Genomic DNA, 22466 nt, shown 5'->3' with positions numbered 1-22466 from the left:
ATGCGCTGACGCACCATGAAACGTGAAGCTAAGCTGAAAAAAATACACGAGCAGCTTACACGTGGAAAAATCGTGCAAAATCGCCAGTTGCGAACTTGGTTGACCGCTGAAGAGTATTCACGGTTTGAGGAGGATTGGCGCGAACAGATTGAACTGCGTCAGTACTTAAAAAACAAACCCAAGCAAATCTTGGAGTATGAAAAGCGGTTAAAGCGTGCGAGTCTCACATACGGCAGAGCGGACAGTTTTAGCGGGCGGGGTCGCCACAAAGCAGCACAAAAATTGCTCGACCAAGCCGAAACCGAGTTTGAGCGCCTCGCTGAATTCCTGTCTGAAATACTAGAAGGTGATGCGACCTTAGATCATTGGGTTCGACAGAGAAGCATGTTTTGACGCCACCAATACACCGCACAGCAGTTCTGAGAATTTTCCCCGCGTCATCACTTCCCGCAGCCTAGAAAATCAAGGTGGCGGGCATTTGACGGGAATGAAGACAAAGCGCCAAACCAAGATCGATGCTGTAGAAAGAGCATTAGAATCCATGCAGCATAAAGACGAGGATGATGCGGCGAAGTTTGCGGAACGCATGTCAGTTGCACGTAAGCTAAAGAAGCTCGCGTCCGATTAAAAAACGCGCTGTGGCGCTCAAAGAAGGTCATACAGCGCCCATAAGCAACTAATACGCTATGTGCACCGTTCAGGCTGGATTGTTTGATTGTATGTTGGGCAAAATACGTTTTTGTGTTTGGCGTAAGGGTTTGTTTTTGGTCGCTAATATTAGAAAGAGACAGCAAAATTGTGTTCAATGCACAAGGAGTGAAGCATGTCTAATCTATCAAAACTCGCCATTAAATCCGTTGTCCGCACCAAAAACCAAGACCCAACGCGTCAGCGTAGGTTGAAGCTCGTGGCTGCTTTGGAAGAGCAAATGAAAGTAGCGGATGCAGCCCTAAAAAGAGAAGACTACACGGTTGAACGTAAAGCTTGGGTAAAAAACGAAGCTGGCGAAAAAGTGCTTGTTGATCGCATGTGCAAGGTTCGAGCATGGTTTTTTGAACAAGACGGTGGGTGGTATGTGCAGTGCAAATACGGAAACAAAGCGCTCGCACTGGCGGGCGGCAATGCAGTTTTGGTAAAGGCGCTGAAAGACGTGAAAGCTGCGTTGGTGACTTTGAAGGCAGCTGCTGAGGCTGGTGAGTTAGATGAAGTCATTGAAAATACGATAAAAAAGCGCGAGAAAGTGGAGGCGCAGTTTCACCGTAATCGTTAGCAGTTTATTAGCAGAATTTTATTGATACTGTAGCTTATCGTAAAATATATAAAAATTAGACGTTCAGGTTAGCGAAGCGTTAATTCGCCGGGAATACCCAAAAGAAAGGGCTCGCACTAGCGAGCCCTTTTGCTTTTGGCGGGTTGTTAATCATTCTTCGTAGACGAGTTTCCACGCACCGTTTTCAACAACGTTGACGAACACAGTATCTGCGCCCTGATGATCCTCAGGACCATAGGTGATGTGGTTGCCAACCAGATCGTCCTGATAATCCAGCGTTTCCATCGCTGCGATGAAACTGTCCTGCGTCAGATCAGGGCCTGCGGCCTCCAACGCCTTAACCATCATTTCAGCCGCCGAATAACCCAGCATGGCAAATCCGACCGGATCTTCGCCTGTGGCTGCCTTGTATTCCTCGATAAATGCGGCCGGGGCAGGTTGATCCGCACGCGCCCAAAGATCCTGCCACGAAGCTGCCGCGTAGAATCCATCGGTCACGCCACCGGGCACCTGCGCCACGACCGTCAGGAAACTGGCCGAGGTGCCGAGAAATTTCATATCGGTCAGACCCATTTTCTTAGCGGTGCCCACGACAGTGATCGCCTGCCGCACCCCAAGCGCCATGGTGACGATATCACAACCCTCTTCCTGGAGCTTGCTCAGCGATCCAACGAAATCCGTCTCATCCGGTTTATGGGTGGTTTCTGATCCAAAAGTGAGCCCGGCTTCTTCGGCTCCGGCCTTGCTGCCTTCTAGAATTTCCTCACCAAAATCTGTCGGCAGGTACATGGTGCAGACCGTCTTTGAGCCAAACTCGCCAGCCAGATAGTTCACACCGACACGCGCCTGATCGAAATAGGTCGAGAAGGAGGTGAACTTGTTCCGCATTGGTTCCTGCAACATCTGACGCGCAGCTGTAAGAGGCGCTACGTTGGGAATGCCTTTGGGATCCAACAGCTTGAACCCTGCCATGTTCATCGGCGTGCCAAGCGATTGCAGCATGGCAAATACCTTGTCGCGATTGAGCAGTTTGTTATAGCCCTGCATCGCACGTGGCATCTGATAGCCGTTGTCTTCGACCACGTAACGAATTTTTCGCCCGTGCACGCCACCGGCTGCATTCACCCGATCAAAGACGACATTTGCACCTTTGGTTGCCGGAACACCCACTGCGGCGAATATCCCGCTCAGGTCGTTGACAGAACCAATGACAATCTCATCATCGGTCACGCCCTGTGTTTGCGCCCAACCAAGTGTTGCCGATGCTGTCAGCAGTGATGCAGCCGCCAGACTGTTGCGTAATTTCTTCATCTCTTTCCTCCCGTTAATCTTTTGGTCAAGTGTACATGTCTTCGATCAGATGCCCGTGTTTCTTTTCAACCAGTCCGCGTTTCAGCTTCATCGTCGCAGTCAGTTCGTCGTCTTCAGCGGTCAGCAGGACGTCGATCAGACGGAAATCCTTGATCTGTTCGACCCGCGCAAATTCTGCATTAACAGCGGCAATTTCCGAACTGATCAACTGCCTGATTTCCGGTGCCGCGCATAGCGAGGCAAAATTCGAGAAGGGGATTTTATGGCCCTGCGCGTATTTTTCGACATTTTCCTGATCAATCATGATCAGTGCCGTCAGAAATTTGCGCCTGTCCCCGATGATGATTGCGTCCGCGACATAATGACTGAACTTAAGGCGGCTTTCGATCTCGGCTGGGGTGATGTTCTTACCACCTGCGGTGATGATGATATCCTTCAGGCGGCCCGTGATGGTGACATAGCCATCCTTATCTATTGACCCCATATCCCCGGTACGCAGCCAGCCATCGGCGGTGAAGGTTTCTGCTGTCTTCGCGTTGTTGCGCCAGTATCCCTGAAAAATGTTCAGGCCCTTTAGTTGGATTTCGCCATCGTCCGAGATGCGAATGTCGCACCCTTCGACAACTTTGCCTATGGTTCCGATCTTATTGCTGTCTGTGGTGTTGAGCGTGGCGAGGCCCGAAGTTTCGGTCATCCCGAACCCTTCCACCAACGGCACGCCGATGGACCAGTACCATTTTAGCAGATCGGTCGAGATTGGCGCGGCGCCTGTTCCGCCTCGTCGCAGTTTGTCCAGACCCAACATTCGGCGCAGGTTTTTCAAAACCAGCTGATCCCAGAACCAGAATCTGGTGGTGACGCCGGATGGAACTGGTTGGCCTGCGCTCAGATATCCGGCACGGCGCGCACCAGTTTTTAATGCCAGGCCGAATGCCAGCCGCCCCAAAGGCGTGGCTTCCTGTGTCAGGATCTGGACGTGTGAGTAGATCTTTTCCCAAACCCTTGGCACCGCTGTGAAGGTTGAGGGCGAAACCTCCTGAAGGTTCGCGAAAACAGTTTCAGGGCTTTCGGCAAAATTGACAGTGCAGCGGGCCGCCAAGGGGAAATAGACCGAAACATCGCGTTCCAGAATGTGACACAGAGGCAGGAAACACAGCTGTTCATCGCTGGGCAGCGCTGGCAGCACCCGTGCAGCGGATTCGATGGCGGCCAGGATGTTTTCATGGCTAAGCATTGCGCCTTTCGGCTGACCGGTTGTACCCGACGTATAGACCAGCAAGGCAATGTCCTGCGGTTTGGCCAATGCGATTTCCGCTTCAAAGCGCCCGGGCTCGGCCAGTTCCGCCTCTTGGCCCAAGGCGAACAACTCGTCGATCATCATGCAGCGCGGATGGTTCAGGTCATGCAGCCCTTCGTCCTCGAGGATGATCACCTTGATCAGATCGGGAACCTCGGTCTCAATTCCCAGAAACTTGTCCAGATGCTCTTCGTCCTCGACAATCAGAAACCTGCTGCCGCTGTCGTTGATCAGGTATTGCAACTGACTGGCGGAATCTGTGGTGTAGACGCCGGAAGCGATACCGCCAACGCCCTGAATGCCCATGTCGAGCCATGCCCATTCCTTGCGGTCCTCGGACAGGATTGAGACCACATCGCCGCGTTCCAGTCCCAGCTTGCGCAAGGCCAGCCCGATCCATTTGGCATGCTGCCAGTAATCGGCCCAGGAATAGGATTTCCAGATACCCAGGTCTTTTTCGCGATGCGCCGTTCGGCTGCCCAGTTCAGCACATCGGCTTTGGAACAACTCTGCAATGGTGATGCAGCCATCAACGCGTACCGGGCGCTGCCCTGCCGTTGCGTTGAACTGAACGCCGTTTATCATGACCTGAGGGGGTAGGGGCGTGGCGTCCATCCGTCTTACCTCCACGTCTTTTTCCGCTTCCAGCGGCGGCTTTCGCGCGCGCCTTCTTCCTGTTTTCCAAGATAAAAGCTCTGAATATCCTCGGATTGCAAAAGCGCGTCCGCGGCACCGTCCATGACGATGCGACCCACCTCCATGACATAGCCATGATGTGCCAGTTCCAACGCCGCATTGGCATTCTGTTCAACCAGCAACATTGTCATGTTCTGTTCTTCGTTCAGACGTTTGAGAATGCCGAAGATCTCTTGCACCAGCAGAGGAGACAGTCCCAGAGACGGTTCATCCAGCAACATGATACGAGGCCGGGCCATCAATCCGCGCCCTATGGCCAGCATCTGTTGCTGTCCGCCCGAAAGGGTTCCGGCCTCTTGCGACCGACGGTTTTTCAGAATCGGAAAATAACGGAAGACCAGCTCACGATCCTGTTCGATCTGGTCTTTGTCTTTGCGGGTGTAGGCGCCGAGACTTAGGTTTTCATCAACCGTCAGCAGTGGAAAAACTTCGCGCCCTTCCGGGATGTGAACCACCCCGCGCTGGACAACCTTGTGCGGTTCCCAGCCCTGAATGTCGCCGCCATCAAAGGTGATTGTTCCCTTTTCCGGGTCCATCACGCCAGAGATGGTTTTCATCAATGTGGTCTTGCCCGCGCCGTTTGCGCCAAGGATCGACACGATTTTTCCTTCGTGAACATCCAGCGAAACGCCCCGAATGGCCATAATGGGGCCATAAAAACTTTCGATATTGCGGACTTGCAAGATCGGGGCGTTCATGAGGCTTTCCCCAGATATGCCTCGATCACGGCTGGATGCGATTGCACGTCTGCCGGAGACCCGAGGGCCAGCTTTGCCCCATCTGCCATGGCCAGGACCCGGTCGGACACGCCCGATACCAATCCCATGTCGTGTTCGACCATCAGCACGGTAATTCCCATTTGGCGTCGGATATCGTCGATCCACCAGCGCATATCGGTCGTCTCTTCCACCGACAGTCCCGAGGCTGGTTCATCCATCAACAGCAGCTTGGGATCGGTCGCCAGGGCACGTGCAACTTCGACCACTTTGCGTACGCCATAAGGCAGCCCTGAAATCATCTTGTCGCGATAGGCCTGCAGGTCGAGGAAATCGATGATCTGTTCGACTTTTTCCCGGCTCTCCAACTCTTGCCGTCGGACCGCAGGGGTGAACAAAAGTTCTGAAATCAGGTTCGTTGTCCGATGCCTGTGTCGTCCGACCAGTAGATTTTGCAGGACAGTTGCGTGTTCGAACAGCTCGATATTCTGGAAGGTTCGCGCCACCCCAAAGGCAGCCACGCCAGACGGTTTAACCTGAAGCAGATCGTGACCATCAAACCGGATCGACCCTGAAAACGGTTCGTAAAAGCGCGAGATCAGATTGAAGACCGTCGATTTGCCCGCGCCATTCGGCCCGACTATGGCAAAGACTTCGCCCTGCTGAACCTCGAAGGACAAATTGTCCACGGCTGTCAGACCACCAAATTTCAGGGTAACGTTTTCAAATTCCAGCAAGTTCATCTCAGACGCTCCGTCTTGAGATAGGATTTCTGCCGTTTGAACATGTCCTTGCGATAGAAAGGAAACAGTTCGAACCAGGTGCGGATTTTCAGCCAACGGCCATAGATGCCCATGGGTTCGAAAAGGATGAATGCAATCAGAATCATGCCAAAGATGCCGAACTCCAGCCCCGGAATGGCAACGGTGTTTCCGCCGATGATCGCGCCGACATATTCCTTTGAAATCGATAGAAACTGCGGCAAAAACCCGATGACGATTGCGCCCAGAAACGCGCCATGGATCGAGCCCAGCCCGCCGATAACGATCATCATCAGCAATTGGATCGAGATCAGGACGCTGAAGGTTTCATTGTTAAACGCACCAGCAAACAGCCCCATCAACGCGCCGGCCCAACCTGTAACCGCACAGGACAGGGCAAACGAAATCATCTTTGTTCGCGCGATATCGATACCCATTGCCTGCGCCGAAACCTCGGAGTCGCGCACGGCGATGAAGCTGCGTCCCAAAGGGGCACGCAGCAGGTTTACGTAACCCAACGTGACCAGAATGGTGACAGCCAGAACCAGCCAGAAAAAAAGATCAGGCGTCCCCCAGCGGTCAACCGTAAGGCCAAAGACCTCGACCCCGCCGATATATTTACCCGCGACACCACCAGTGATCGGCTCGGACAGAACAATGATGTCATCCATCAGGATGGACAGCGCCATGGTAAAGATCGCCAGGTAGATACCATGAAGCCTCAGGGCAGGGACTGCGACGGTCACGCCCGCGATCCCGGTCAGAATTCCGGCCAGCGGAAAAGCGACCAGAAAAGGCGCGCCTGCCTCAATCAGGGCCACGTTGGCGTAACAGCCGAAGGCCAGAAAGGCCGCATGGCCCAGACTGACTTGCCCTGTATGTCCAGTCAGGATCATCAGACCCAGACCGGCAATGGTCCAGATCAGAACGTTTGTCAGTTCACCCAGATAGAAATCGTCCAGCACGAGAGGCGCAGCCGCGACGACAAACAGAAGAAGCAGATAAAGGCGCAACTGGAACCCGTCTTTCCACGGGCGGATATCCTGCATGTAGTCGGTTTTGAAAACGATACGCATGGCTCAGACTTTCTTGACCCGGACCTGACTGAACAGCCCGTTTGGTCGGAAGATCAGGACGGCAAGCAGCAAAGCGTATGGCGCGACCTGGCTATAACCTGCCGCAATGTACCGGCTGGCGAAGGGTTCGATAACACCGACAATCAGCCCTCCGGCCAATGCACCCGGCAAACTGCCGAACCCGCCGATAACGGCGGCGGCAAACGCCTTGATACCCAGCAATCCGGTTGTCGGATCCACAGCACCTTTTGCAGCAAAGAGAATTCCGGCAATTCCCGCAACGCCTCCGGCCAAAGCCCAGACCCATCCCTGAACACGCCTGACGGGAATGCCCATGTAATAAGCTGCCAGCTGGTTTTGCGAGGCGCCCTGCATCGCCAGCCCCAGTTTGGTGCGGCTGAAGAAAACATAGAGCGACCATGTCAGCAGCACCGTGACGACGATTATCGCGACATCTTCCATCCCCAGCACAAGACCGCCCATACGCACTTCTTTGCCCGCAAGCGGGTTTTGCAGTGTTTGCGGCTCGTGCCCCCAGATCAGACCGGCAATGAAACGGATCACAAAGCCCAAAGCAATGGTCAGTATGACAACGGCGGTCTGGCTTTCACCAAACAGGCGGCGAATGATCAGGCGATCCAGAAGATAACCGAGCGCGGCCATTATTCCCAATGATACCGGCAGAGCGAGCCAGAACGGCAACCCCATATATTCGGTATTTGTCAGGCCGATGGTCACAAATGCGCCCAGCATCATGAAATCGCCCTGCGCAAAGTTAACCGCTTCGGTAGCCTTGTAGATCAGAACAAAGCCAAGCGCGATCAGGCCGTAGACACACCCGTTCGCCAGCCCGCTAATCAGCAGCTGCGCGTTATCCACACTGTCCTCCCTCCACCGGTTTTCCAGCGTCTTGTTCCGCCCGCGTATATCCTCCGGTAACGCAGGTGAATTCTACTATGGGGTGATAATCACCTTTCCGTCACTCTTTTTCAGCGCGTCAGCCAGATTCGGCACAAGATTTTCAAGCGTAAGGTGTTCGGAAACATCCGTTTTCCAGCGACCATCGGCAAAGCGGGCCTGAACTTCGGCCACAACCCGCATCTGGTCAGCGGGCGGTGTCGACATCATCCAGTGCGTCAGCCAGAAACCTTCGATCCGTTTGCCCATGAAGATCAGCTGACCTGTCTGAAAAAGCGTTGGCGCTTGGGTCGAAAGTTTGCCGTAGCTGACCCAGCGCGCCCGGTTTGGCATGGTGCAGAACAGTTTCTCGGACAGTTGATCCGTCACCGCATCAAGGAAGACCCGAGGTTTCAGCGTGGCGCTTATCGCCGCAAACTTCTCGACGACTTCAGGATCGGACGTCACAAGCACTTCGGCTGCTCCAAGACTTTTCAGCATTTCGACTGTCTCGGCCCGGCGCACCAGCGCGATGGGTTTCAACCCCAGATCACGCCCGAGGCTGCACATCAGTTTTCCCAACTGGCTGGACGCAGCGGATATCACAAATGCATCGCCGTCTTCCCTTGCCATGTCCACCATCGCCATCGCGGTAAGCGGGTTGACGATTTGCGCGGCCCCGTCATCATCTGAAATATCCGGACGCAAGGGGATGCACATTTGCATCTGCGTCACGACGTATTCCGCCCAAGCACCGGATCCAGCGGCCACGAAAGCGACACGCAGCCCCTTCAGCGCCTCGGCACCTTTTCCGGTTGCAACGATGTCGCCACAGCCTTCGAATCCGGCCGCGGCACCTTTGACGCGCGGCTGGCCATATTCACCCTTGATAAAGTGGAGGTCGGACGGATTGACCGACGACGCGCGCAGGCGGATCAAAACCTGACCGGGGCCGGGATTGGGAACGGGCAGTTCCGCTGCTTCAAGCCAATCAGCCGCATCCTCGATGACTGGTCCGGTCGAAGTGTCCGAGTGCCCGCCGTGTTTCAGGATAGCAGCTTTCATTATTTTGGGCAGGTCAGTCATGGGATCATCCTCTAGATGGCGTGTTCAAAGCGCACACCTGTCTAAACAGGAAACTGCCGACTGGTGACATTGAGCGCGGATATCGTGTCGGAGCAGCCAATCAAATGCCGCACACTGGGTCAATTCAGAGAAACGATAACGTAAGGGCACGCCCGAAAAATAGGCGTGAGGGGTAGGGGCCGGGAACGGGCTACCGGCCCCTTCTTTGTTATTGCTGCGTCAACAGCGCGGTCAGTTCCTGAATCTTCAAGGCGATGGTTTCAGGCGACTCTTTAATGTCATTTACGATCTTGATCGCCTGTTCTTTCAGATCCGTGGCCAATGTGCTGTCCTGAATCGAGGTCATGATGCCTTCATAGTCGAAATTGGTGGCGTCCAGCTTGCCTTCCTGAATCCAGGAGTTCAGCAATTCCTGTCCCTGACCCGCCAGCGCCGCCACCTGATCACCGGCCTGCTGTGCTGCCTCGGATGCTTGTTCCGCGACAGAAGAAGCCGCCTCGCTGGCTTGATCGGCAACCGACGATGCGGCTTCCTGAGCCTGTTCGGTCAAGGATGAAGCTGCCTCGCTGGCCTGTTCTGTTGCGTCTTCAAGCGCGTCAGTCGCAGCTTCCTGAGCGGTTGCCGCGGCATCAGCCACTGCATCGCCCGCCTCCTGCGTTGCGGATTGCACTTGTTCAGCCGGGGTTTGTTCGGACTGGTTGAGATAGTAGTAACCACCAACACCGACAGCGGCGATGATGATCAGGATAAGAATACGCGACATGTGTGTCTCCTTTGGAAAATGTGTCGCCGGGATGCGTTAAATGTAGCGGATATACAAAGGGGAATTCCTGTGAATTCTCAGCAGAATAGAGGTTTAAGCCGGGCTACGCTGATTGCACCCGATTTCACGGCAAGAACACGCCGGGTGACCTAAGCCACTACAGTTTCTGACAACGGACCACTTGCAATTTTGCTGAGAACCCAGATCCGACCGGAAGACGTTTTCTAACGGCTTTCGATATTGGAATTGTGGCGGAGAGACAGGGATTCGAACCCTGGGTGGGCTTGCACCCACAACGGTTTTCGAGACCGCCCCGTTCGACCACTCCGGCACCTCTCCGCGGGGGTCTGTGAGGGGGGGATTTAGTCAGGAACGAACGGGGGTGCAAGCAGAAAATTCCGGAAATCGTGAATGCCGGGATTTTCCGTTGCCTGCCAGCGTAAAACACCTACTCTGATTGCTATGACACAGTTTGCACACCGCATCGCCATTTGGTTTCTCGCCCCGCTTCTGGCACTTGTTCTGGTTCCTCTGGAGCTTTCCGCAGCGAACCGAGATCGGATCGAGGCCTTTCTGACCACAACCGGGTTTGACGTGGCTCTTGAAAGCATCGCCCTGAGCTCACGATCCGCGCCGCAGATGTTGGGTGTTGACCCAGAGGGGTTCGGCTCGGACTGGACCCGTTTGACGGACGAGGTTTTTGAAGTCGATGCAATGCACGACACCGCTGTTTCCATTCTGGAGCAGACCCTAAGCGACGAGGCCCTGGCACACGCTGTCGAGTTTTACGCGTCTGATCTGGGGCAACGTCTGGTCGAGGCCGAGAATGCCTCACACATGCAAGAAGACGATGACGTCAAGCAATTGGCAGGTCAAAGGATTATCTCTGACCTGATCAAGAGCGGATCGAAACGGGTCGAAAGTTTTAAACGCATGAACAACGCGATTGATTCCACAGGCACGGCACTGCGTGCCTTGCAGGAAATTCAGGTGCGTTTCCTTCTGGCGGCCAGTGCATCGGGGGTCATCGAGCTGCAGTTGGGCGGGGATGAACTGCGCGAATTGATGAAGCAAAATGAACCGGCAATGCGCCAGTCGCTGCAACTGTCTAATCTGGCCGGTGCGGCTTACACCTATCAAGGTTTTTCCGACGCTGATGTGGATACATATGTTGACGCGCTGGAACAGCCGCTGATGCAGGAAGTCTACGAGCTGTTGAACGCCATCCAATATGAGATCATGGCCATGAGGTTCGAGGTTCTTGCCGTACGGATGGCCGAATTGCACCCGGCACAGGACATTTGATGCAGCGCGTAGTTCTGGCATTTGTGGTCGCTCTGAGTTGGGCACTGCCGCTGTATGCCGATGGAAAAGTCGACCGACTGGCAAAAGCCATGCGTCTGACGCAGGTGATGGAAATCCTTGTTCACGAGGGGCAGGGCCATCGCGAGACTCTTGATGATACCTTTTTGGACAACAAGGGCGGCGCTTATTTCGAGGCGCAGGTCAATCGTATCTACGATCCCCTTTGGATGCGGAAACATTTGACGGACGCCTTCGTCGCGGGCATGTCCGATGTTCAGCTTGATCAGGCCATCTTGTTTTTTGAAAGCGATCTTGGCCAGACCATCGTAACGCTGGAAAATTCGGCCCGGCGCGCCATGTCGGATCAGGCAATCGAAGACATGGCCCGAGAAGCCTATAAATCCGCAGAACGCAGCACCGCTCAGTTCGCTTTGGTCAAGGAATATATCGAGGCAAATAACCTGATTGAAAAGAATGTTCAGGGGGCATTGACGTCAGACTACAGCTTCTTTCGGGGTATTGATGTTGATGCGCGGACCGACGATCAGGAACTGCTGGCCGAGCTTTTGTTGCAGAAGGACAGTCGGAGCGAGGACACCGAAGAGTGGCTTTTCTCGTTTCTTCTTATGGCCTACCGCCCGTTGGACGAGGCTCAGATGCGCGAAAATATCGCGTTTTCAAGAACCGAAACGGGACGGGCCCTGAATGACGCCGTGTTTGACGGCTTTGACCGCATGTTCAATGATATTTCCTATCGCCTGGGGCAGGCGGTTGCACAGGCGCTGAGGGCGTCCGATCTTTGACGCCGCTTTGGTGTTGACTTTTACCTGCATTCTATGGATAAGCGCGCATCCCGGCCGGTTTTCCGCGCCGGGTATCGTTATTATTTGGCCTGCATGACATTGTCAGGGGCCATTCACACAGCCCGAAAAGGGCGCGCTGTTCGAGGTGGCTTTCAAGTTTCTTGGGGCCAAAACACCCGCAAAGGGGACCACAGAACGCGGGTTAGAAAAGGAAAGACGCATGTTTGCGGTCCTCAAGACTGGCGGCAAGCAGTACAAGGTTCAGGCGGGCGATATCCTCCGCGTTGAAAAGCTGGCTGCCGACGCAGGTGAAAAAGTTCAATTCAACGATGTTCTGATGCTGGGCGGAGACGCTCCGGTTGTTGGCGCACCATTCGTTGCAGGCGCAGGCGTTCAGGCCGAAGTGATCGAACAGATCAAAGGTGACAAGGTCATCAAGTTCGTCAAGCGCCGTCGTAAGCACAGCTCGAAGCGTACCGTTGGCCACCGTCAGAAACTGACACTGGTCAAAATCACCGACATTCTGGCGTCGGGCGCTGACAAATCGGGCATCAAAGCTGCAACCGGTTCAGCTCCGGCTGGCGAAGCGGCACCTGCTGCAAAGCCTGCCAAGAAATCAGTAGCCAAGGCTGAAGCACCCGCTGCTGACGATCTGACCCAACTGAACGGTGTCGGCCCTGCCGCCGCCAAGAAGCTGGTTGAGGCCGGTATCGCGAGCTTTGCCGCTCTGGCCGCCTTGTCGGATGAGCAGATTGCTGCTATCGAAACGGTCAAAGTGAAACCCGAATGGGTTGAGCAAGCCAAAGAATTGGCTAAAGGCTAAGGAGAGAGAGAATGGCACATAAAAAAGCTGGCGGTTCCTCCCGTAACGGTCGCGACTCAGCTGGTCGTCGCCTTGGCGTAAAACTGTATGGTGGCCAGGCCGCTATCGCAGGCAACATCATCGTGCGTCAGCGCGGCACCAAGTTCTGGCCGGGCGAAGGCGTAGGCATTGGCAAAGATCACACCATCTTTGCAACTGTCGATGGCGCCGTGAAGTTCCACAAGGGACTTAAAAACCGCACCTTTATTTCGGTCCTGCCAGTGGCGGAGGCCGCAGAGTAAGCCGAGACCCAGAAGGTTTAAGAAAAATTCATGGGGGACCGGCACAAAGTGCCGGTCCCCTTTCTCGTTTTAACGCAGTCGTGATCGAAAGAACCAATGACAGTCGCAACCACCAGTTTCCTGATATTTGCCGCCTCTCAGGTCGGCACGCCAGGGCCGGCCAACATGGTCCTGCTGGGAACTGGTGCGCGCTATGGGTTTCGGGCCGCATTGCCTTTTGTGGCCGGTGTCGTGCTTGGCAAGCAGCTGATTATCTGGCCCGTAGGCTTTGGCCTGCTGCAACTGGCGGAACAGGTTCCGACAGTCTTCGCGGCGCTGAAATATGCTTCGGCTGCATATATTTGCTGGCTGGCGTGGAAGATCGCGAATTTGCGATTGTCGCGCGAAAATGCGGTCGGTGATGTTCCGGGATTCTGGGCGGGGTTGATCGTGCATCCGCTGAACCCAAAAGCCTGGGCCATGATTGTTGCGGGTTTTACCGGCTTTGTCGCGGCGGGGACGTCCAGCTTTGATGCAACGCTCACGATCGCTCTTAGTTTGTTGATCTGCCAGATCGTTTTGCACCCGATCTGGACTTTTGCCGGGGATAGAATCGCGCATGCGGTTGAAGGTCGCCCGGCGGAAAAATACCTGATGTGGACGTTGGCGGGTCTTACGGTCGCGTCCGTACTATTCGTGTTGTTCGGAGGAGGAACACACCAATGAAGCTTGAGACAATAATTAATCAGCCGGTCATTGAAACCGAGCGGTTCGATCTGCGCCCCCTGCGCCGGTCGGACATGGGCCTTATCGAGCATTATGCAGGTGATGAGCGCGTGGCGCGGATGACCACCAGTATCGCACATCCACTGGCCCCCGGATCGATCGAAGCCTTTGTAACCCGTTCGATGGCTGACAACCGGGACGAGGACGTCTGGGTCATGGATGCCACCAAGGACGGTGGCCCGGAACTGATCGGTGTGATTTCGCTGAAACGGCTTGATCGGAATCAGTCTGAAGTCGGCTATTGGGTCGCGCCGATCTATTGGAACACGGGCATTGCCTCGATGGCTGTCGAAGCACTTGTTAACGCCAACCCGCTGGAGAACGCGACGATGTTCGCCAGTGTGTTTCAGGATAATCCGGCCTCGGCCCGGGTCCTGACCCATTGCGGGTTCCAGTATCTGGGCGATGCGGAAAGCTATTCGGTGGCGCGCGATGCGAATGTGCCCACCTGGACTTACAGTAAAAAACTCTGACTTGTGGCCGATGGGGCCTTTGCAGTAGGGGACACACATGAAATTTCTCGATCTCGCAAAGGTCTACATCCGGTCCGGGGCCGGCGGTAGCGGCTGCGTCAGCTTCAGACGCGAAAAGTTTATCGAATACGGCGGCCCCGATGGCGGGGACGGCGGCAAAGGCGGGTCTGTTTGGGCCGAAGTTGTGGATGGGCTGAACACCCTGATCGACTTCCGCTATCAGCAGCACTTCTTCGCCAAAAACGGGCAACCGGGCCGGGGGCAGCAACGCACCGGCAAGGATGGGGACGATATCGTTCTGCGTGTGCCGGTTGGCACTGAAATCCTGGACGAAGACGAAGAAACCGTCATCTGCGACCTGACCGAAGTCGGGCAACGTGTTCTGCTGGCCAAGGGCGGCAATGGCGGGTTTGGCAACCTGCATTTCAAATCTGCCACAAATCAGGCCCCGCGCCGCGCCAATTCGGGGCAGGCGGGGATTGACCGCACAATCTGGCTGCGGCTCAAGCTGATCGCCGATGTGGGTCTTTTGGGTATGCCGAATGCAGGCAAGTCGACCTTTCTGGCGGCCACGTCGAATGCGCGGCCCAAGATTGCCGACTATCCGTTTACCACGCTGCACCCCAATCTTGGCGTTGTCGGCGTGGACAACGTCGAATTTGTTGTGGCCGATATCCCGGGCCTGATCGAAGGTGCTCATGAAGGCCGTGGCATTGGTGACCGTTTTCTGGGTCACGTGGAACGCTGTGCCGTGTTGTTGCATCTGGTCGACGGCACCTCTGCGACGGTCGCCGATGATTACCGCACGATCATTCACGAGCTGGAAGCCTATGGCGGCGAGCTGGCTGAAAAGCCCCGGATCACTGTTCTGAACAAGATCGACGCGCTGGATGACGAAGAACGTGCCCATGCCGTCGCAGAGCTTGAGGAGGCCGTGGGCGGCCCCGTCATGACGATGTCCGGTGTGGCGCATCTGGGTGTAACCGAAGTTCTGCGGGCGCTGCGCAGCCAGATTGACGACAACCGTGTGCGTCAGAAACCCGCTGAGGAGGTACAGCCTTGGCAACCCTGACCTCGGCACGCCGTCTGGTGGTAAAAATCGGGTCGGCTTTGCTGGTTGATCGCGACACTGGCCTGCTGCGGTCTGACTGGCTGCTGTCGTTGGCGCAGGATGTTTCCTGGCTCAAGGGGCAGGGGAAAGATGTAATCCTTGTTTCGTCCGGTTCGATTGCACTGGGTCGCGGCGTTCTGGGCCTGCCGATGGCGGCACTGCCCTTGGAACAGTCACAGGCTGCTGCTGCGGTTGGGCAAATCCGGCTTGCACGCGCTTATGAAGAAGCGTTGGCACCCCATGGGATCACCACGGCGCAGGTTCTGGTGACACTTGAAGACAGCGAAGATCGCCGCAGGTATCTGAACTCACGCGCAACCTTGGAAACTTTGCTTGGGTTGGGCGTCGTTCCGATCGTCAATGAAAACGACACGGTCGCAACGGACGAAATCCGGTATGGCGACAATGACCGCCTTGCCGCGCAAATCGCCGTGACAGTAGGCGCCGACCAACTGATTCTGCTGTCGGATGTGGATGGTTTCTATTCCGGTAATCCAAAAGAAGATTCCTCGGCGACGCGCTTCGAGACAATCGACAGGATCACACCTGAGATTGAAGCTATGGCTGGTGATGCGGGATCGGGCCTGTCCAAAGGCGGGATGAAGACAAAGCTGTTGGCGGCCAAGATGGCAACCGCTGGTGGTTGCGCCATGGCAATTACTGAAGGGTCGGTTCTGAACCCTCTGAAAACGCTCGAAAACGGTGCCAATTCCACATGGTTTACTGCGACATTGGATCCACATGCAGCCCGCAAACGCTGGATTTCGGCAATGAAACCTCGGGGTGAGATCACAGTGGACGAGGGGGCGGCCAAGGCACTGGCCAATGGCAAAAGCCTGCTACCTGCCGGGATTGTGGAAGTGACCGGAGATTTCGGTCGTGGCGATCCTGTCGCCATCCTTGATCTGGAGTCCCGTCGTCTGGCTCAGGGGATCAGCCGGTATACGGCGCAGGAAGCCGATGCGATCAAGGGGCGTAAGTCTTCTGAGATTGAATCGACGCTGGGCTATCCAGGCCGTGCAGCCCTCATCCACCGGGACGACCTGGCCCTTTAACTTTCAATAAGATGATCTGAAAGGCACGCGATATGAAAGACTTCGACAGCATTCCTGCTCTGATGGAAGATCTTGGGAAACGTGCCAAAGCCGCTTCGCGTGAACTGGCTTTCGCAACAGCTGAACGAAAGCACGCAGCGCTGATTGCAGCCGCAGATGCGGTTTGGGCCAATCGGGCACGGATCATCGAAGCCAATCAAAAAGATCTGGAATTCGGCCGCGACAAGGGTCTGAGCCCCGCAATGATGGATCGCCTGATGCTTGATGAGGCGCGTATTCAGGGCATGGTCGACGGGCTGAGAACCGTCGCAGATCAGGCCGACCCGGTGGGTGAGGTTCTGTCAGAATGGAATATGCCCACGGGCCTTAACATCCAACGCGTCCGGACACCGTTAGGGGTTATTGGCGTGATCTACGAAAGCCGACCCAACGTGACTGCGGATGCCGGGGCGCTGTGTCTGAAATCGGGCAATGCGGTAATCCTGCGCGGCGGATCCGAGAGCTTTCATTCCTCAGCCGCGATCCATGCCTGTCTGGTCGAAGGGCTGAAGGCCGCGAACCTGCCCGAAGACGCCATCCAACTGGTGCCCACACGCGACCGCGCTGCAGTGCAGGAGTTGCTGACGCTGACCGACTATGTCGACGTCATCGTTCCACGCGGTGGCAAGGGACTGGTGGGCCTTGTACAACGAGAAGCCCGTGTGCCGGTCTTTGCTCATCTCGAAGGCATCGTGCACATTTATGTCGACAAGGCTGCTGATCCGCAGAAAACGCTGGAAGTGGTACTGAATGCCAAGACCCGCCGCACTGGTATTTGCGGAGCCGCTGAATGCTTGCTGGTTCATCAGGATGTCGCCGACACACTGGGGCGTGACGTCGTTGCGGCACTGGTCCAGTCAGGTGTCGAGGTTCACGCCGACGGTGTTCTCGCTGGAGAGAGTACAGTTGCTGCTACGGCGGATGACTGGGGAAAAGAGTTCCTCGACAGCGTGATCGCGGCGAAGCCCGTTGCCGATATCGACGCTGCGATTGCTCATATTCAGCAATACGGCTCAAACCACACTGATTGCATCATGACCGAGGATGACGCAGCAGCAGCCCGTTTCTTTGAGCGTCTCGACAGCGCAATCCTGATGCATAATGCCTCGACCCAGTTTGCGGATGGCGGTGAATTTGGCATGGGGGCAGAAATCGGAATCGCGACGGGCAAGATGCACGCGCGCGGGCCGGTCGGGGCGGCGCAATTGACCAGTTTCAAATATCTCGTACGCGGGAACGGAACGATCCGGGCTTAAAACCGAAGTGACACGCGGGTTGCCGAGGTTTCAACGGCAATCCGCCGACCCATCGCAGCCGCCGTTTTAGGCAGCAACGCGAATTGAACGTGCGCGGGCGTGATTTTGGTGGGAAAACGACCTGTCACGACGTTCTTCCAAAGATCACCATCGACATTCAACCTGTCTGCAACCCCGGTCACGATCCAATTGTTGCCCTGATTAACGATCTCGACCGCGCCGCCAAGCGGCATGGCGCTTTCACAGCACATAAGCGCCAGAAAGGCCAGTTTGACCTGATTACGGGGCACAGGCCCGGTCAGGTTCCAATTGACCCGTATCCGCCCCGCACGCTCGATATCTTTCAGCAGTTCGGTTACTTCGGCCCGACCAAGCGGGTGATCACTGCTCGAGCCAAAGGCAACACGGAAAAAGCGAATACGTGCCCCGGCACTTCCGACGCTGCCCGAGATCAGCTCCATCTCGGGCCCCTGTACGGAGCCCACCATATCCAACAGCTCAAGCCCGTTGGTGATCGCCCCGATCGGGCTGATCAGATCATGGCAAATCCGCGAACCGATCAATTCGGCCAGGTTGACGTTGCTCTCGCCCATGCGTACCTCCGACTGTATCTGCCGCACGTCCCGGAGGCCCCTATGACAGACATGAATGCTATACTTGCACCGGGCATGTTTGTCCGCCACCCGGATTTTCCCGAATGGGGCGTCGGACAGGTTCAGTCCAACATTGCAGGCAAGATCACCGTGAACTTTCGCGAGCAGGGGAAAGTGGTGATCGACGGTACGCGCATCGCCCTGATGCCGGTCTTTGATCCGTGAAAGTGGTTTAGGAAAGGTTAACAGCGCTGACCGAAGCGGGGCTTGTTGCCTTTGGCCGAATAACTGCGGTATCAGCAGCCAATAGAATACGGATCAACCCATATGCCGGATACTGGCCCTTCTTTCACCGTAAAACTGGCCGAGACCGAAGCCGACCTGCAAGCAGCTCAACGCCTGCGCTATGACGTCTTCGTGCGCGAGTTGGGGGGCGGTGGAGAGATGGTTGATCACGATGCTGGCCTCGAGAAAGACCGTTTCGACCCGTATTTCGATCATATGTTGGCGTATGATGATCACACCGGCGAAATTATTGGCGTCTACAGGATGTTACCGGGCGAACGTGCTGCGGAACTGGGGCAATTCTATTCCGAAGATGAATATGATCTGACCGTTCTCAAGAACAGTGGGCGCAAACTGTTGGAGTTGGGACGGTCGTGCCTGCATCCCGACTACCGTGGGGGTACGGCAATGTACCACCTGTGGAACGGTTTGGCCGCTTATGTAGCGGAACGTGAAATTGAAGTCTTGTTCGGCGTTGCGAGTTTTCACGGAACAAACGTGGCCACATTGGCGCAACCCTTGTCGATGCTTCACCACAACCATCTGGCTCCGCCAGAGTTGCGCGTACGGGCGCAGCCCGATGTTTTTCAGTCGATGGACCTTGTGAAACCAGAGGCTTTGGACCGCCGCGCCGCCATGGTTCAGGTGCCAGCATTGATCAAAGCCTACCTGCGCTTGGGTGGTTTCGTGGGCGAGGGCGCCTTTATCGACCACACCTTCAACACAACGGATGTTTGCCTGATCCTCGACACGACGCGCATGAATGAACGGCAGCGTCGAATTTATGGCGGGGCGTGACGCTATGAACGACCCGCTCTGGAATAGTGAAGACGCGCCCGACCCGATCGAGCTGGGCTTTATTGGATGGGTTCTGGCCATTCTGCGTGGAGTACCGCTAGCGGCCCTTGTCTTTGGTGGCCTGATCATCCTTCTGACTGTTCGCTTGATAGAGTATCCGTTTTTCGGCGTCCGGCGACCTGTCACGCCGTTCATCACGCAGTTTGTCTGCCGCAACGCGTTTCGAATTCTTGGCATCGGGTTTCGCACATCAGGCGAGCTGATGAAAGAGAGGGGGGCAGTGGTGGCAAACCACACATCCTGGCTGGATATCTTTGCTCTGAACGCGCGCAAGAGGGTCTATTTTGTTTCCAAGGCAGAAGTCGCCAAATGGCCCGGTATCGGCTGGCTGGCCCGTGCGACCGGAACCCTGTTCATCGAACGGGATCGCAAGAAAGCCAAGGAACAAACCAAACTTTTTGAAACCCGCCTGAAGGTGGGTCACAAACTGTTGTTCTTCCCCGAAGGCACCTCAACAGATGGACTTCGAATTTTACCTTTCAAAACAACGCTTTTCGCTGCGTTCTTCGCGGATGAATTGCGTGATTTCATGTATATCCAACCCGTTTCCGTGGTGTTTCACGCGCCCAAAGGCCAGCCAAAACGCTTTTATGGCTGGTGGGGGGATATGGAGTTCGGGCCGCATTTGCTGAAGACCCTTGGCGCACGTCGGCAAGGAACTGTTGAACTAATCTATCATGCGCCAGCGCGGGTCAGCGACTTTGAAAACCGCAAGGCTCTGGCCGCCCATTGTGAAGACGCTGTCAGGCATGCGCACGCATTGGCGCAGCTTGAAAAATAAGGGCGATTGGGCCTTGCGTAGCGCGCAAACCTGCCTTATACGCGCGCCATTCAAACCCGCAGGCGGGGTTTGGCCTTTTTGAGGGAGACATCCTCATCAAGACCGCCGGTTGGAGCGTCCGCTTCTTTCACCCCCGCCCAGGCGTAAACCGGAAAAGGAAAATAGCATGGCTCTTCCCGAGTTCACCATGCGTCAGCTGCTGGAAGCTGGCGTTCACTTTGGTCACCAGACACAGCGTTGGAACCCCCGCATGGGCCCGTTCATCTACGGCTCGCGCAATGGTATTCACATCATGGACCTGACCCAGACCGTTCCGATGCTGGATCAGGCGTTGCAGGCTGTTCGTGACACCGTCGCAAAGGGTGGCCGCATTCTGTTTGTTGGTACCAAGCGTCAGGCCGCTGGCCCGATCGCTGAAGCGGCTGAAAAGTCGGCTCAGTACTACATGAACCACCGTTGGCTGGGCGGCACGCTGACCAACTGGAAAACCGTTTCCCAGTCGATCAACCGTCTGAACCAGATCGACGAAGCCATGGAATCGGGCGCAGAAGGCCTGACCAAGAAAGAGCGTCTGGGCATGGAACGTGACCAGGGCAAACTTCAGGCGTCGCTAGGTGGTATCCGCGAAATGGGCGGCGTTCCGGACCTGCTGTTCGTCATCGACGTCAAGAAAGAAGCATTGGCCATCGCAGAAGCCAACAAACTGGGTATTCCGGTTGTGGCTGTTGTCGACACCAACTGCTCGCCCGACGGCGTTGACTACATCATCCCCGGCAACGACGACGCAGCACGCGCAATCGCTCTGTACTGCGATCTGGTCGCACGCGCCGCTCTGGACGGCATGACCGCACAGATGGGCGCAGCAGGCGTAGACCTAGGCGCATTCGAAGAAGCTCCGGTTGAAGAAGCTCTTGCGGAAGAAGCCGCAGAAGCTCCTGCCGAAGCGTAAGCTGCCCGTCACGTAAATGACATATGGGGCAGGGTGTGACCTGCCCCAATTCCGTTTGAATTGAGGAGAGCCAAAAGATGGCAATCACAGCAGCAATGGTTAAAGAACTGCGCGACTCGACCGGCGCAGGCATGATGGACGCAAAAAAAGCGCTGACCGAAACCGGCGGCAACATGGACGACGCCGTTGACTGGCTGCGTACCAAAGGCCTGGCCAAAGCAGCCAAAAAATCTGGTCGTACCGCGGCAGAGGGTTTGGTTGCTGTTCACGTCAGCGGTGGCAACGGCGTTGCTGTCGAAGTGAATTCGGAAACCGACTTCGTTGCGAAAAACGCTGAGTTCCAGGAAATGGTCGGCAAGATCGCAAACGCGGCTGAAGGCGTGGACGGTATTGACACGCTGATGGCGGCTGATCTGGGCGGCAAAAGCGTTGCCGATACCCTGACCGACAAGATCGCCACCATTGGCGAAAACATGTCGGTGCGCCGCATGGCCAAACTGTCAGGCGACACTGTTGTGTCTTATGTGCACAACGCTGCGACCGACGGCATGGGCAAAATCGGTGTGCTGGTTGCACTGTCGGGTGGTGATGAGGCTATCGGCAAGCAGGTTGCGATGCACATCGCCGCTGTGAACCCGGCTGCCCTATCTGAGGCCGACATGGACCCGGCAATTGTCGAGAAGGAAAAGCAGGTTCAGATGGACATCGCCCGCGAATCCGGCAAGCCGGAGCAGGTGATCGAAAAGATGATCGAAGGCCGCATGAAGAAATTCGTCGCCGAATCGACATTGCTGAGCCAGCAATTCGTTGTGAACCCTGATCTGACCGTTGAAGCCGCTGCAAAAGAAGTAGGCGCAACCATCACCGGCTTCGTTCGCTTGGAGGTTGGCGAAGGCATCGTTGTGGAAAAAGAAGACTTCGCTGCCGAAGTCGCAAAAGCCGCTCAGGGCTAAAGAACGGCTCCGACTGGGGCCTTGCTGAACAAAATGAAAGGGTTACGCATTGCGTAGCCCTTTTTTGTTAGTGGCACATCATAGAATTCGCAAAGAAGTGAAGGATTGGAGGGCCCCGCATGATGGGGATGGTCGAGGCCCCCCAAAATTCCGACACAGGTACGCGTACGAATAGGCGCCCCCTTGTCAGAGTGATTGGAGAGCTTTGAAATCGCAAAGATCCAATCGAATGTTCCCTGGCTAAAGCCACCACTCACGGAACA

General features: G+C 55.7%; 25 protein-coding genes and 1 tRNA gene. 16 read left to right on the top strand and 10 right to left on the bottom strand.

Annotated features, from left to right (window positions below; genetic code table 11):
- Nucleotides 1-15 precede the first annotated feature (15 nt).
- Together ACR0BF_RS11185 and ACR0BF_RS11180 are read left to right on the top strand one after the other, a co-directional pair.
- Nucleotides 16-393 (top strand): hypothetical protein, encoded by a 378-nt coding sequence (locus ACR0BF_RS11185; RefSeq protein WP_480624918.1) that lies wholly within the window; start codon nt 16-18, stop codon nt 391-393.
- Between the two features lie 430 nt (nt 394-823).
- Nucleotides 824-1270 carry a hypothetical protein gene (locus tag ACR0BF_RS11180; protein ID WP_480624917.1) on the top strand — a complete coding sequence of 149 codons (447 nt, stop codon included), beginning with the start codon at nt 824-826 and terminating at the stop codon, nt 1268-1270.
- 150 nt (nt 1271-1420) lie between these two features.
- Here the strand turns inward: ACR0BF_RS11180 and ACR0BF_RS11175 are convergent, their stop codons facing one another.
- From ACR0BF_RS11175 to ACR0BF_RS11135, 9 genes are all read right to left on the bottom strand, one after another.
- A complete protein-coding gene (locus ACR0BF_RS11175; RefSeq protein ID WP_480624916.1) occupies nt 1421-2581 on the bottom strand; it encodes an ABC transporter substrate-binding protein in 1161 nt (386 codons plus the stop codon).
- Between the two features lie 25 nt (nt 2582-2606).
- Nucleotides 2607-4493 carry an AMP-dependent synthetase/ligase gene (locus ACR0BF_RS11170; RefSeq protein WP_480624915.1) on the bottom strand — a complete coding sequence of 629 codons (1887 nt, stop codon included), beginning with the start codon at nt 4491-4493 and terminating at the stop codon, nt 2607-2609.
- Between the two features lie 5 nt (nt 4494-4498).
- Nucleotides 4499-5272 (bottom strand): ABC transporter ATP-binding protein, encoded by a 774-nt coding sequence (locus ACR0BF_RS11165; RefSeq protein WP_480472712.1) that lies wholly within the window; start codon nt 5270-5272, stop codon nt 4499-4501.
- A complete protein-coding gene (locus tag ACR0BF_RS11160; protein WP_480553473.1) occupies nt 5269-6033 on the bottom strand; it encodes an ABC transporter ATP-binding protein in 765 nt (254 codons plus the stop codon). Before ACR0BF_RS11160 ends, ACR0BF_RS11165 begins: the two co-directional genes overlap by 4 nt.
- Entirely contained in the window at nt 6030-7127 is a 1098-nt protein-coding gene (locus ACR0BF_RS11155) for a branched-chain amino acid ABC transporter permease (protein WP_480624914.1), read from the bottom strand. Before ACR0BF_RS11155 ends, ACR0BF_RS11160 begins: the two co-directional genes overlap by 4 nt.
- A 3-nt stretch (nt 7128-7130) precedes the next feature.
- Nucleotides 7131-8006, bottom strand: a complete 876-nt coding sequence (locus tag ACR0BF_RS11150; protein ID WP_480553477.1) for a branched-chain amino acid ABC transporter permease — start codon at nt 8004-8006, stop codon at nt 7131-7133.
- A 75-nt stretch (nt 8007-8081) separates the two neighbouring features.
- Entirely contained in the window at nt 8082-9110 is a 1029-nt protein-coding gene (locus ACR0BF_RS11145; protein WP_480624913.1) for an alcohol dehydrogenase catalytic domain-containing protein, read from the bottom strand.
- A gap of 208 nt (nt 9111-9318) precedes the next feature.
- Nucleotides 9319-9873 (bottom strand): hypothetical protein, encoded by a 555-nt coding sequence (locus tag ACR0BF_RS11140; RefSeq protein WP_480624912.1) that lies wholly within the window; start codon nt 9871-9873, stop codon nt 9319-9321.
- Between the two features lie 249 nt (nt 9874-10122).
- Nucleotides 10123-10212: transfer RNA gene (locus tag ACR0BF_RS11135), tRNA-Ser, on the bottom strand.
- A 123-nt stretch (nt 10213-10335) separates the two neighbouring features.
- Here ACR0BF_RS11135 and ACR0BF_RS11130 point away from each other — a divergent pair.
- The 9 genes from ACR0BF_RS11130 (at nt 10336) to ACR0BF_RS11090 (ending at nt 17784) form a co-directional block, all read left to right on the top strand.
- Entirely contained in the window at nt 10336-11178 is an 843-nt protein-coding gene (locus tag ACR0BF_RS11130; RefSeq protein ID WP_480624992.1) for a DUF2059 domain-containing protein, read from the top strand.
- The gene (locus tag ACR0BF_RS11125; protein WP_480624911.1) at nt 11178-11981 is read left to right on the top strand and encodes a DUF2059 domain-containing protein; all 804 of its coding nucleotides are present in this window, start codon (nt 11178-11180) and stop codon (nt 11979-11981) included. Before ACR0BF_RS11130 ends, ACR0BF_RS11125 begins: the two co-directional genes overlap by 1 nt.
- A 220-nt stretch (nt 11982-12201) precedes the next feature.
- On the top strand, nt 12202-12804 hold the full coding sequence (locus ACR0BF_RS11120) for a 50S ribosomal protein L21 (protein ID WP_480624910.1): 603 nt from the start codon (nt 12202-12204) through the stop codon (nt 12802-12804).
- 11 nt (nt 12805-12815) lie between these two features.
- Nucleotides 12816-13085: a 50S ribosomal protein L27 gene (gene rpmA / locus ACR0BF_RS11115; protein WP_050602452.1), complete on the top strand. Its 270-nt coding sequence runs from the start codon at nt 12816-12818 to the stop codon at nt 13083-13085.
- A 96-nt stretch (nt 13086-13181) separates the two neighbouring features.
- On the top strand, nt 13182-13790 hold the full coding sequence (locus ACR0BF_RS11110) for a LysE family translocator (protein WP_480472730.1): 609 nt from the start codon (nt 13182-13184) through the stop codon (nt 13788-13790).
- Nucleotides 13787-14323: a GNAT family N-acetyltransferase gene (locus ACR0BF_RS11105; RefSeq protein WP_480472732.1), complete on the top strand. Its 537-nt coding sequence runs from the start codon at nt 13787-13789 to the stop codon at nt 14321-14323. Before ACR0BF_RS11110 ends, ACR0BF_RS11105 begins: the two co-directional genes overlap by 4 nt.
- Nucleotides 14324-14360: 37 nt before the next feature.
- A complete protein-coding gene (gene obgE / locus ACR0BF_RS11100) occupies nt 14361-15395 on the top strand; it encodes a GTPase ObgE (protein WP_480624909.1) in 1035 nt (344 codons plus the stop codon).
- On the top strand, nt 15383-16489 hold the full coding sequence (gene proB, locus ACR0BF_RS11095) for a glutamate 5-kinase (RefSeq protein ID WP_480493171.1): 1107 nt from the start codon (nt 15383-15385) through the stop codon (nt 16487-16489). The genes obgE and proB overlap by 13 nt, the downstream gene beginning before the upstream one ends.
- A gap of 32 nt (nt 16490-16521) precedes the next feature.
- Nucleotides 16522-17784 (top strand): glutamate-5-semialdehyde dehydrogenase, encoded by a 1263-nt coding sequence (locus ACR0BF_RS11090; RefSeq protein ID WP_480493170.1) that lies wholly within the window; start codon nt 16522-16524, stop codon nt 17782-17784.
- Here the strand turns inward: ACR0BF_RS11090 and ACR0BF_RS11085 are convergent.
- The gene (locus ACR0BF_RS11085; protein ID WP_480472738.1) at nt 17781-18377 is read right to left on the bottom strand and encodes a histidine phosphotransferase family protein; all 597 of its coding nucleotides are present in this window, start codon (nt 18375-18377) and stop codon (nt 17781-17783) included. The two genes, ACR0BF_RS11090 and ACR0BF_RS11085, sit on opposite strands and share 4 nt — an antisense overlap.
- 42 nt (nt 18378-18419) lie before the next feature.
- On the opposite strand from ACR0BF_RS11085, the gene ACR0BF_RS11080 reads away from it, so the two are divergent.
- The 5 genes from ACR0BF_RS11080 to tsf all read left to right on the top strand — a co-directional run bounded on the left by ACR0BF_RS11080 (nt 18420) and on the right by tsf (nt 22203).
- Nucleotides 18420-18602, top strand: a complete 183-nt coding sequence (locus ACR0BF_RS11080) for a DUF3553 domain-containing protein (protein WP_050602459.1) — start codon at nt 18420-18422, stop codon at nt 18600-18602.
- Nucleotides 18603-18704: 102 nt separating this feature from the next.
- Nucleotides 18705-19460: an L-ornithine N(alpha)-acyltransferase gene (gene olsB / locus ACR0BF_RS11075; protein ID WP_480517008.1), complete on the top strand. Its 756-nt coding sequence runs from the start codon at nt 18705-18707 to the stop codon at nt 19458-19460.
- A 4-nt stretch (nt 19461-19464) separates the two neighbouring features.
- On the top strand, nt 19465-20301 hold the full coding sequence (gene olsA, locus ACR0BF_RS11070) for a lyso-ornithine lipid O-acyltransferase (RefSeq protein ID WP_480624991.1): 837 nt from the start codon (nt 19465-19467) through the stop codon (nt 20299-20301).
- Nucleotides 20302-20467: 166 nt separating this feature from the next.
- Complete coding sequence (gene rpsB, locus ACR0BF_RS11065) at nt 20468-21250, top strand: 30S ribosomal protein S2 (protein ID WP_480472744.1); 783 nt, start codon at nt 20468-20470, stop codon at nt 21248-21250.
- Between the two features lie 77 nt (nt 21251-21327).
- Nucleotides 21328-22203, top strand: a complete 876-nt coding sequence (tsf, locus tag ACR0BF_RS11060; RefSeq protein WP_480624908.1) for a translation elongation factor Ts — start codon at nt 21328-21330, stop codon at nt 22201-22203.
- Nucleotides 22204-22466: the final 263 nt, after the last annotated feature.

It is taken from the genome of Ruegeria sp. AG7, assembly GCF_056541545.1.
The sequence above is the reverse complement of the archived record's forward strand: the minus strand, read 5'-3'. Positions and strand labels throughout refer to the sequence as shown.

Bases quoted from the DNA above. Each gene is read 5' to 3' on its own strand.
- ACR0BF_RS11185 (WP_480624918.1), top strand. From the start codon at position 16: ATGAAACGTGAAGCTAAGCTGAAAAAAATACACGAGCAGCTTACACGT.
- ACR0BF_RS11180 (WP_480624917.1), top strand. From the start codon at position 824: ATGTCTAATCTATCAAAACTCGCCATTAAATCCGTTGTCCGCACCAAA.
- ACR0BF_RS11175 (WP_480624916.1), bottom strand. From the start codon at position 2,581: ATGAAGAAATTACGCAACAGTCTGGCGGCTGCATCACTGCTGACAGCA.
- ACR0BF_RS11170 (WP_480624915.1), bottom strand. From the start codon at position 4,493: ATGGACGCCACGCCCCTACCCCCTCAGGTCATGATAAACGGCGTTCAG.
- ACR0BF_RS11165 (WP_480472712.1), bottom strand. From the start codon at position 5,272: ATGAACGCCCCGATCTTGCAAGTCCGCAATATCGAAAGTTTTTATGGC.
- ACR0BF_RS11160 (WP_480553473.1), bottom strand. From the start codon at position 6,033: ATGAACTTGCTGGAATTTGAAAACGTTACCCTGAAATTTGGTGGTCTG.
- ACR0BF_RS11155 (WP_480624914.1), bottom strand. From the start codon at position 7,127: ATGCGTATCGTTTTCAAAACCGACTACATGCAGGATATCCGCCCGTGG.
- ACR0BF_RS11145 (WP_480624913.1), bottom strand. From the start codon at position 9,110: ATGACTGACCTGCCCAAAATAATGAAAGCTGCTATCCTGAAACACGGC.
- ACR0BF_RS11140 (WP_480624912.1), bottom strand. From the start codon at position 9,873: ATGTCGCGTATTCTTATCCTGATCATCATCGCCGCTGTCGGTGTTGGT.
- ACR0BF_RS11130 (WP_480624992.1), top strand. From the start codon at position 10,336: ATGACACAGTTTGCACACCGCATCGCCATTTGGTTTCTCGCCCCGCTT.
- ACR0BF_RS11125 (WP_480624911.1), top strand. From the start codon at position 11,178: ATGCAGCGCGTAGTTCTGGCATTTGTGGTCGCTCTGAGTTGGGCACTG.
- ACR0BF_RS11120 (WP_480624910.1), top strand. From the start codon at position 12,202: ATGTTTGCGGTCCTCAAGACTGGCGGCAAGCAGTACAAGGTTCAGGCG.
- rpmA (WP_050602452.1), top strand. From the start codon at position 12,816: ATGGCACATAAAAAAGCTGGCGGTTCCTCCCGTAACGGTCGCGACTCA.
- ACR0BF_RS11110 (WP_480472730.1), top strand. From the start codon at position 13,182: ATGACAGTCGCAACCACCAGTTTCCTGATATTTGCCGCCTCTCAGGTC.
- ACR0BF_RS11105 (WP_480472732.1), top strand. From the start codon at position 13,787: ATGAAGCTTGAGACAATAATTAATCAGCCGGTCATTGAAACCGAGCGG.
- obgE (WP_480624909.1), top strand. From the start codon at position 14,361: ATGAAATTTCTCGATCTCGCAAAGGTCTACATCCGGTCCGGGGCCGGC.
- ACR0BF_RS11090 (WP_480493170.1), top strand. From the start codon at position 16,522: ATGAAAGACTTCGACAGCATTCCTGCTCTGATGGAAGATCTTGGGAAA.
- ACR0BF_RS11085 (WP_480472738.1), bottom strand. From the start codon at position 18,377: ATGGGCGAGAGCAACGTCAACCTGGCCGAATTGATCGGTTCGCGGATT.
- ACR0BF_RS11080 (WP_050602459.1), top strand. From the start codon at position 18,420: ATGACAGACATGAATGCTATACTTGCACCGGGCATGTTTGTCCGCCAC.
- olsB (WP_480517008.1), top strand. From the start codon at position 18,705: ATGCCGGATACTGGCCCTTCTTTCACCGTAAAACTGGCCGAGACCGAA.
- olsA (WP_480624991.1), top strand. From the start codon at position 19,465: ATGAACGACCCGCTCTGGAATAGTGAAGACGCGCCCGACCCGATCGAG.
- rpsB (WP_480472744.1), top strand. From the start codon at position 20,468: ATGGCTCTTCCCGAGTTCACCATGCGTCAGCTGCTGGAAGCTGGCGTT.
- tsf (WP_480624908.1), top strand. From the start codon at position 21,328: ATGGCAATCACAGCAGCAATGGTTAAAGAACTGCGCGACTCGACCGGC.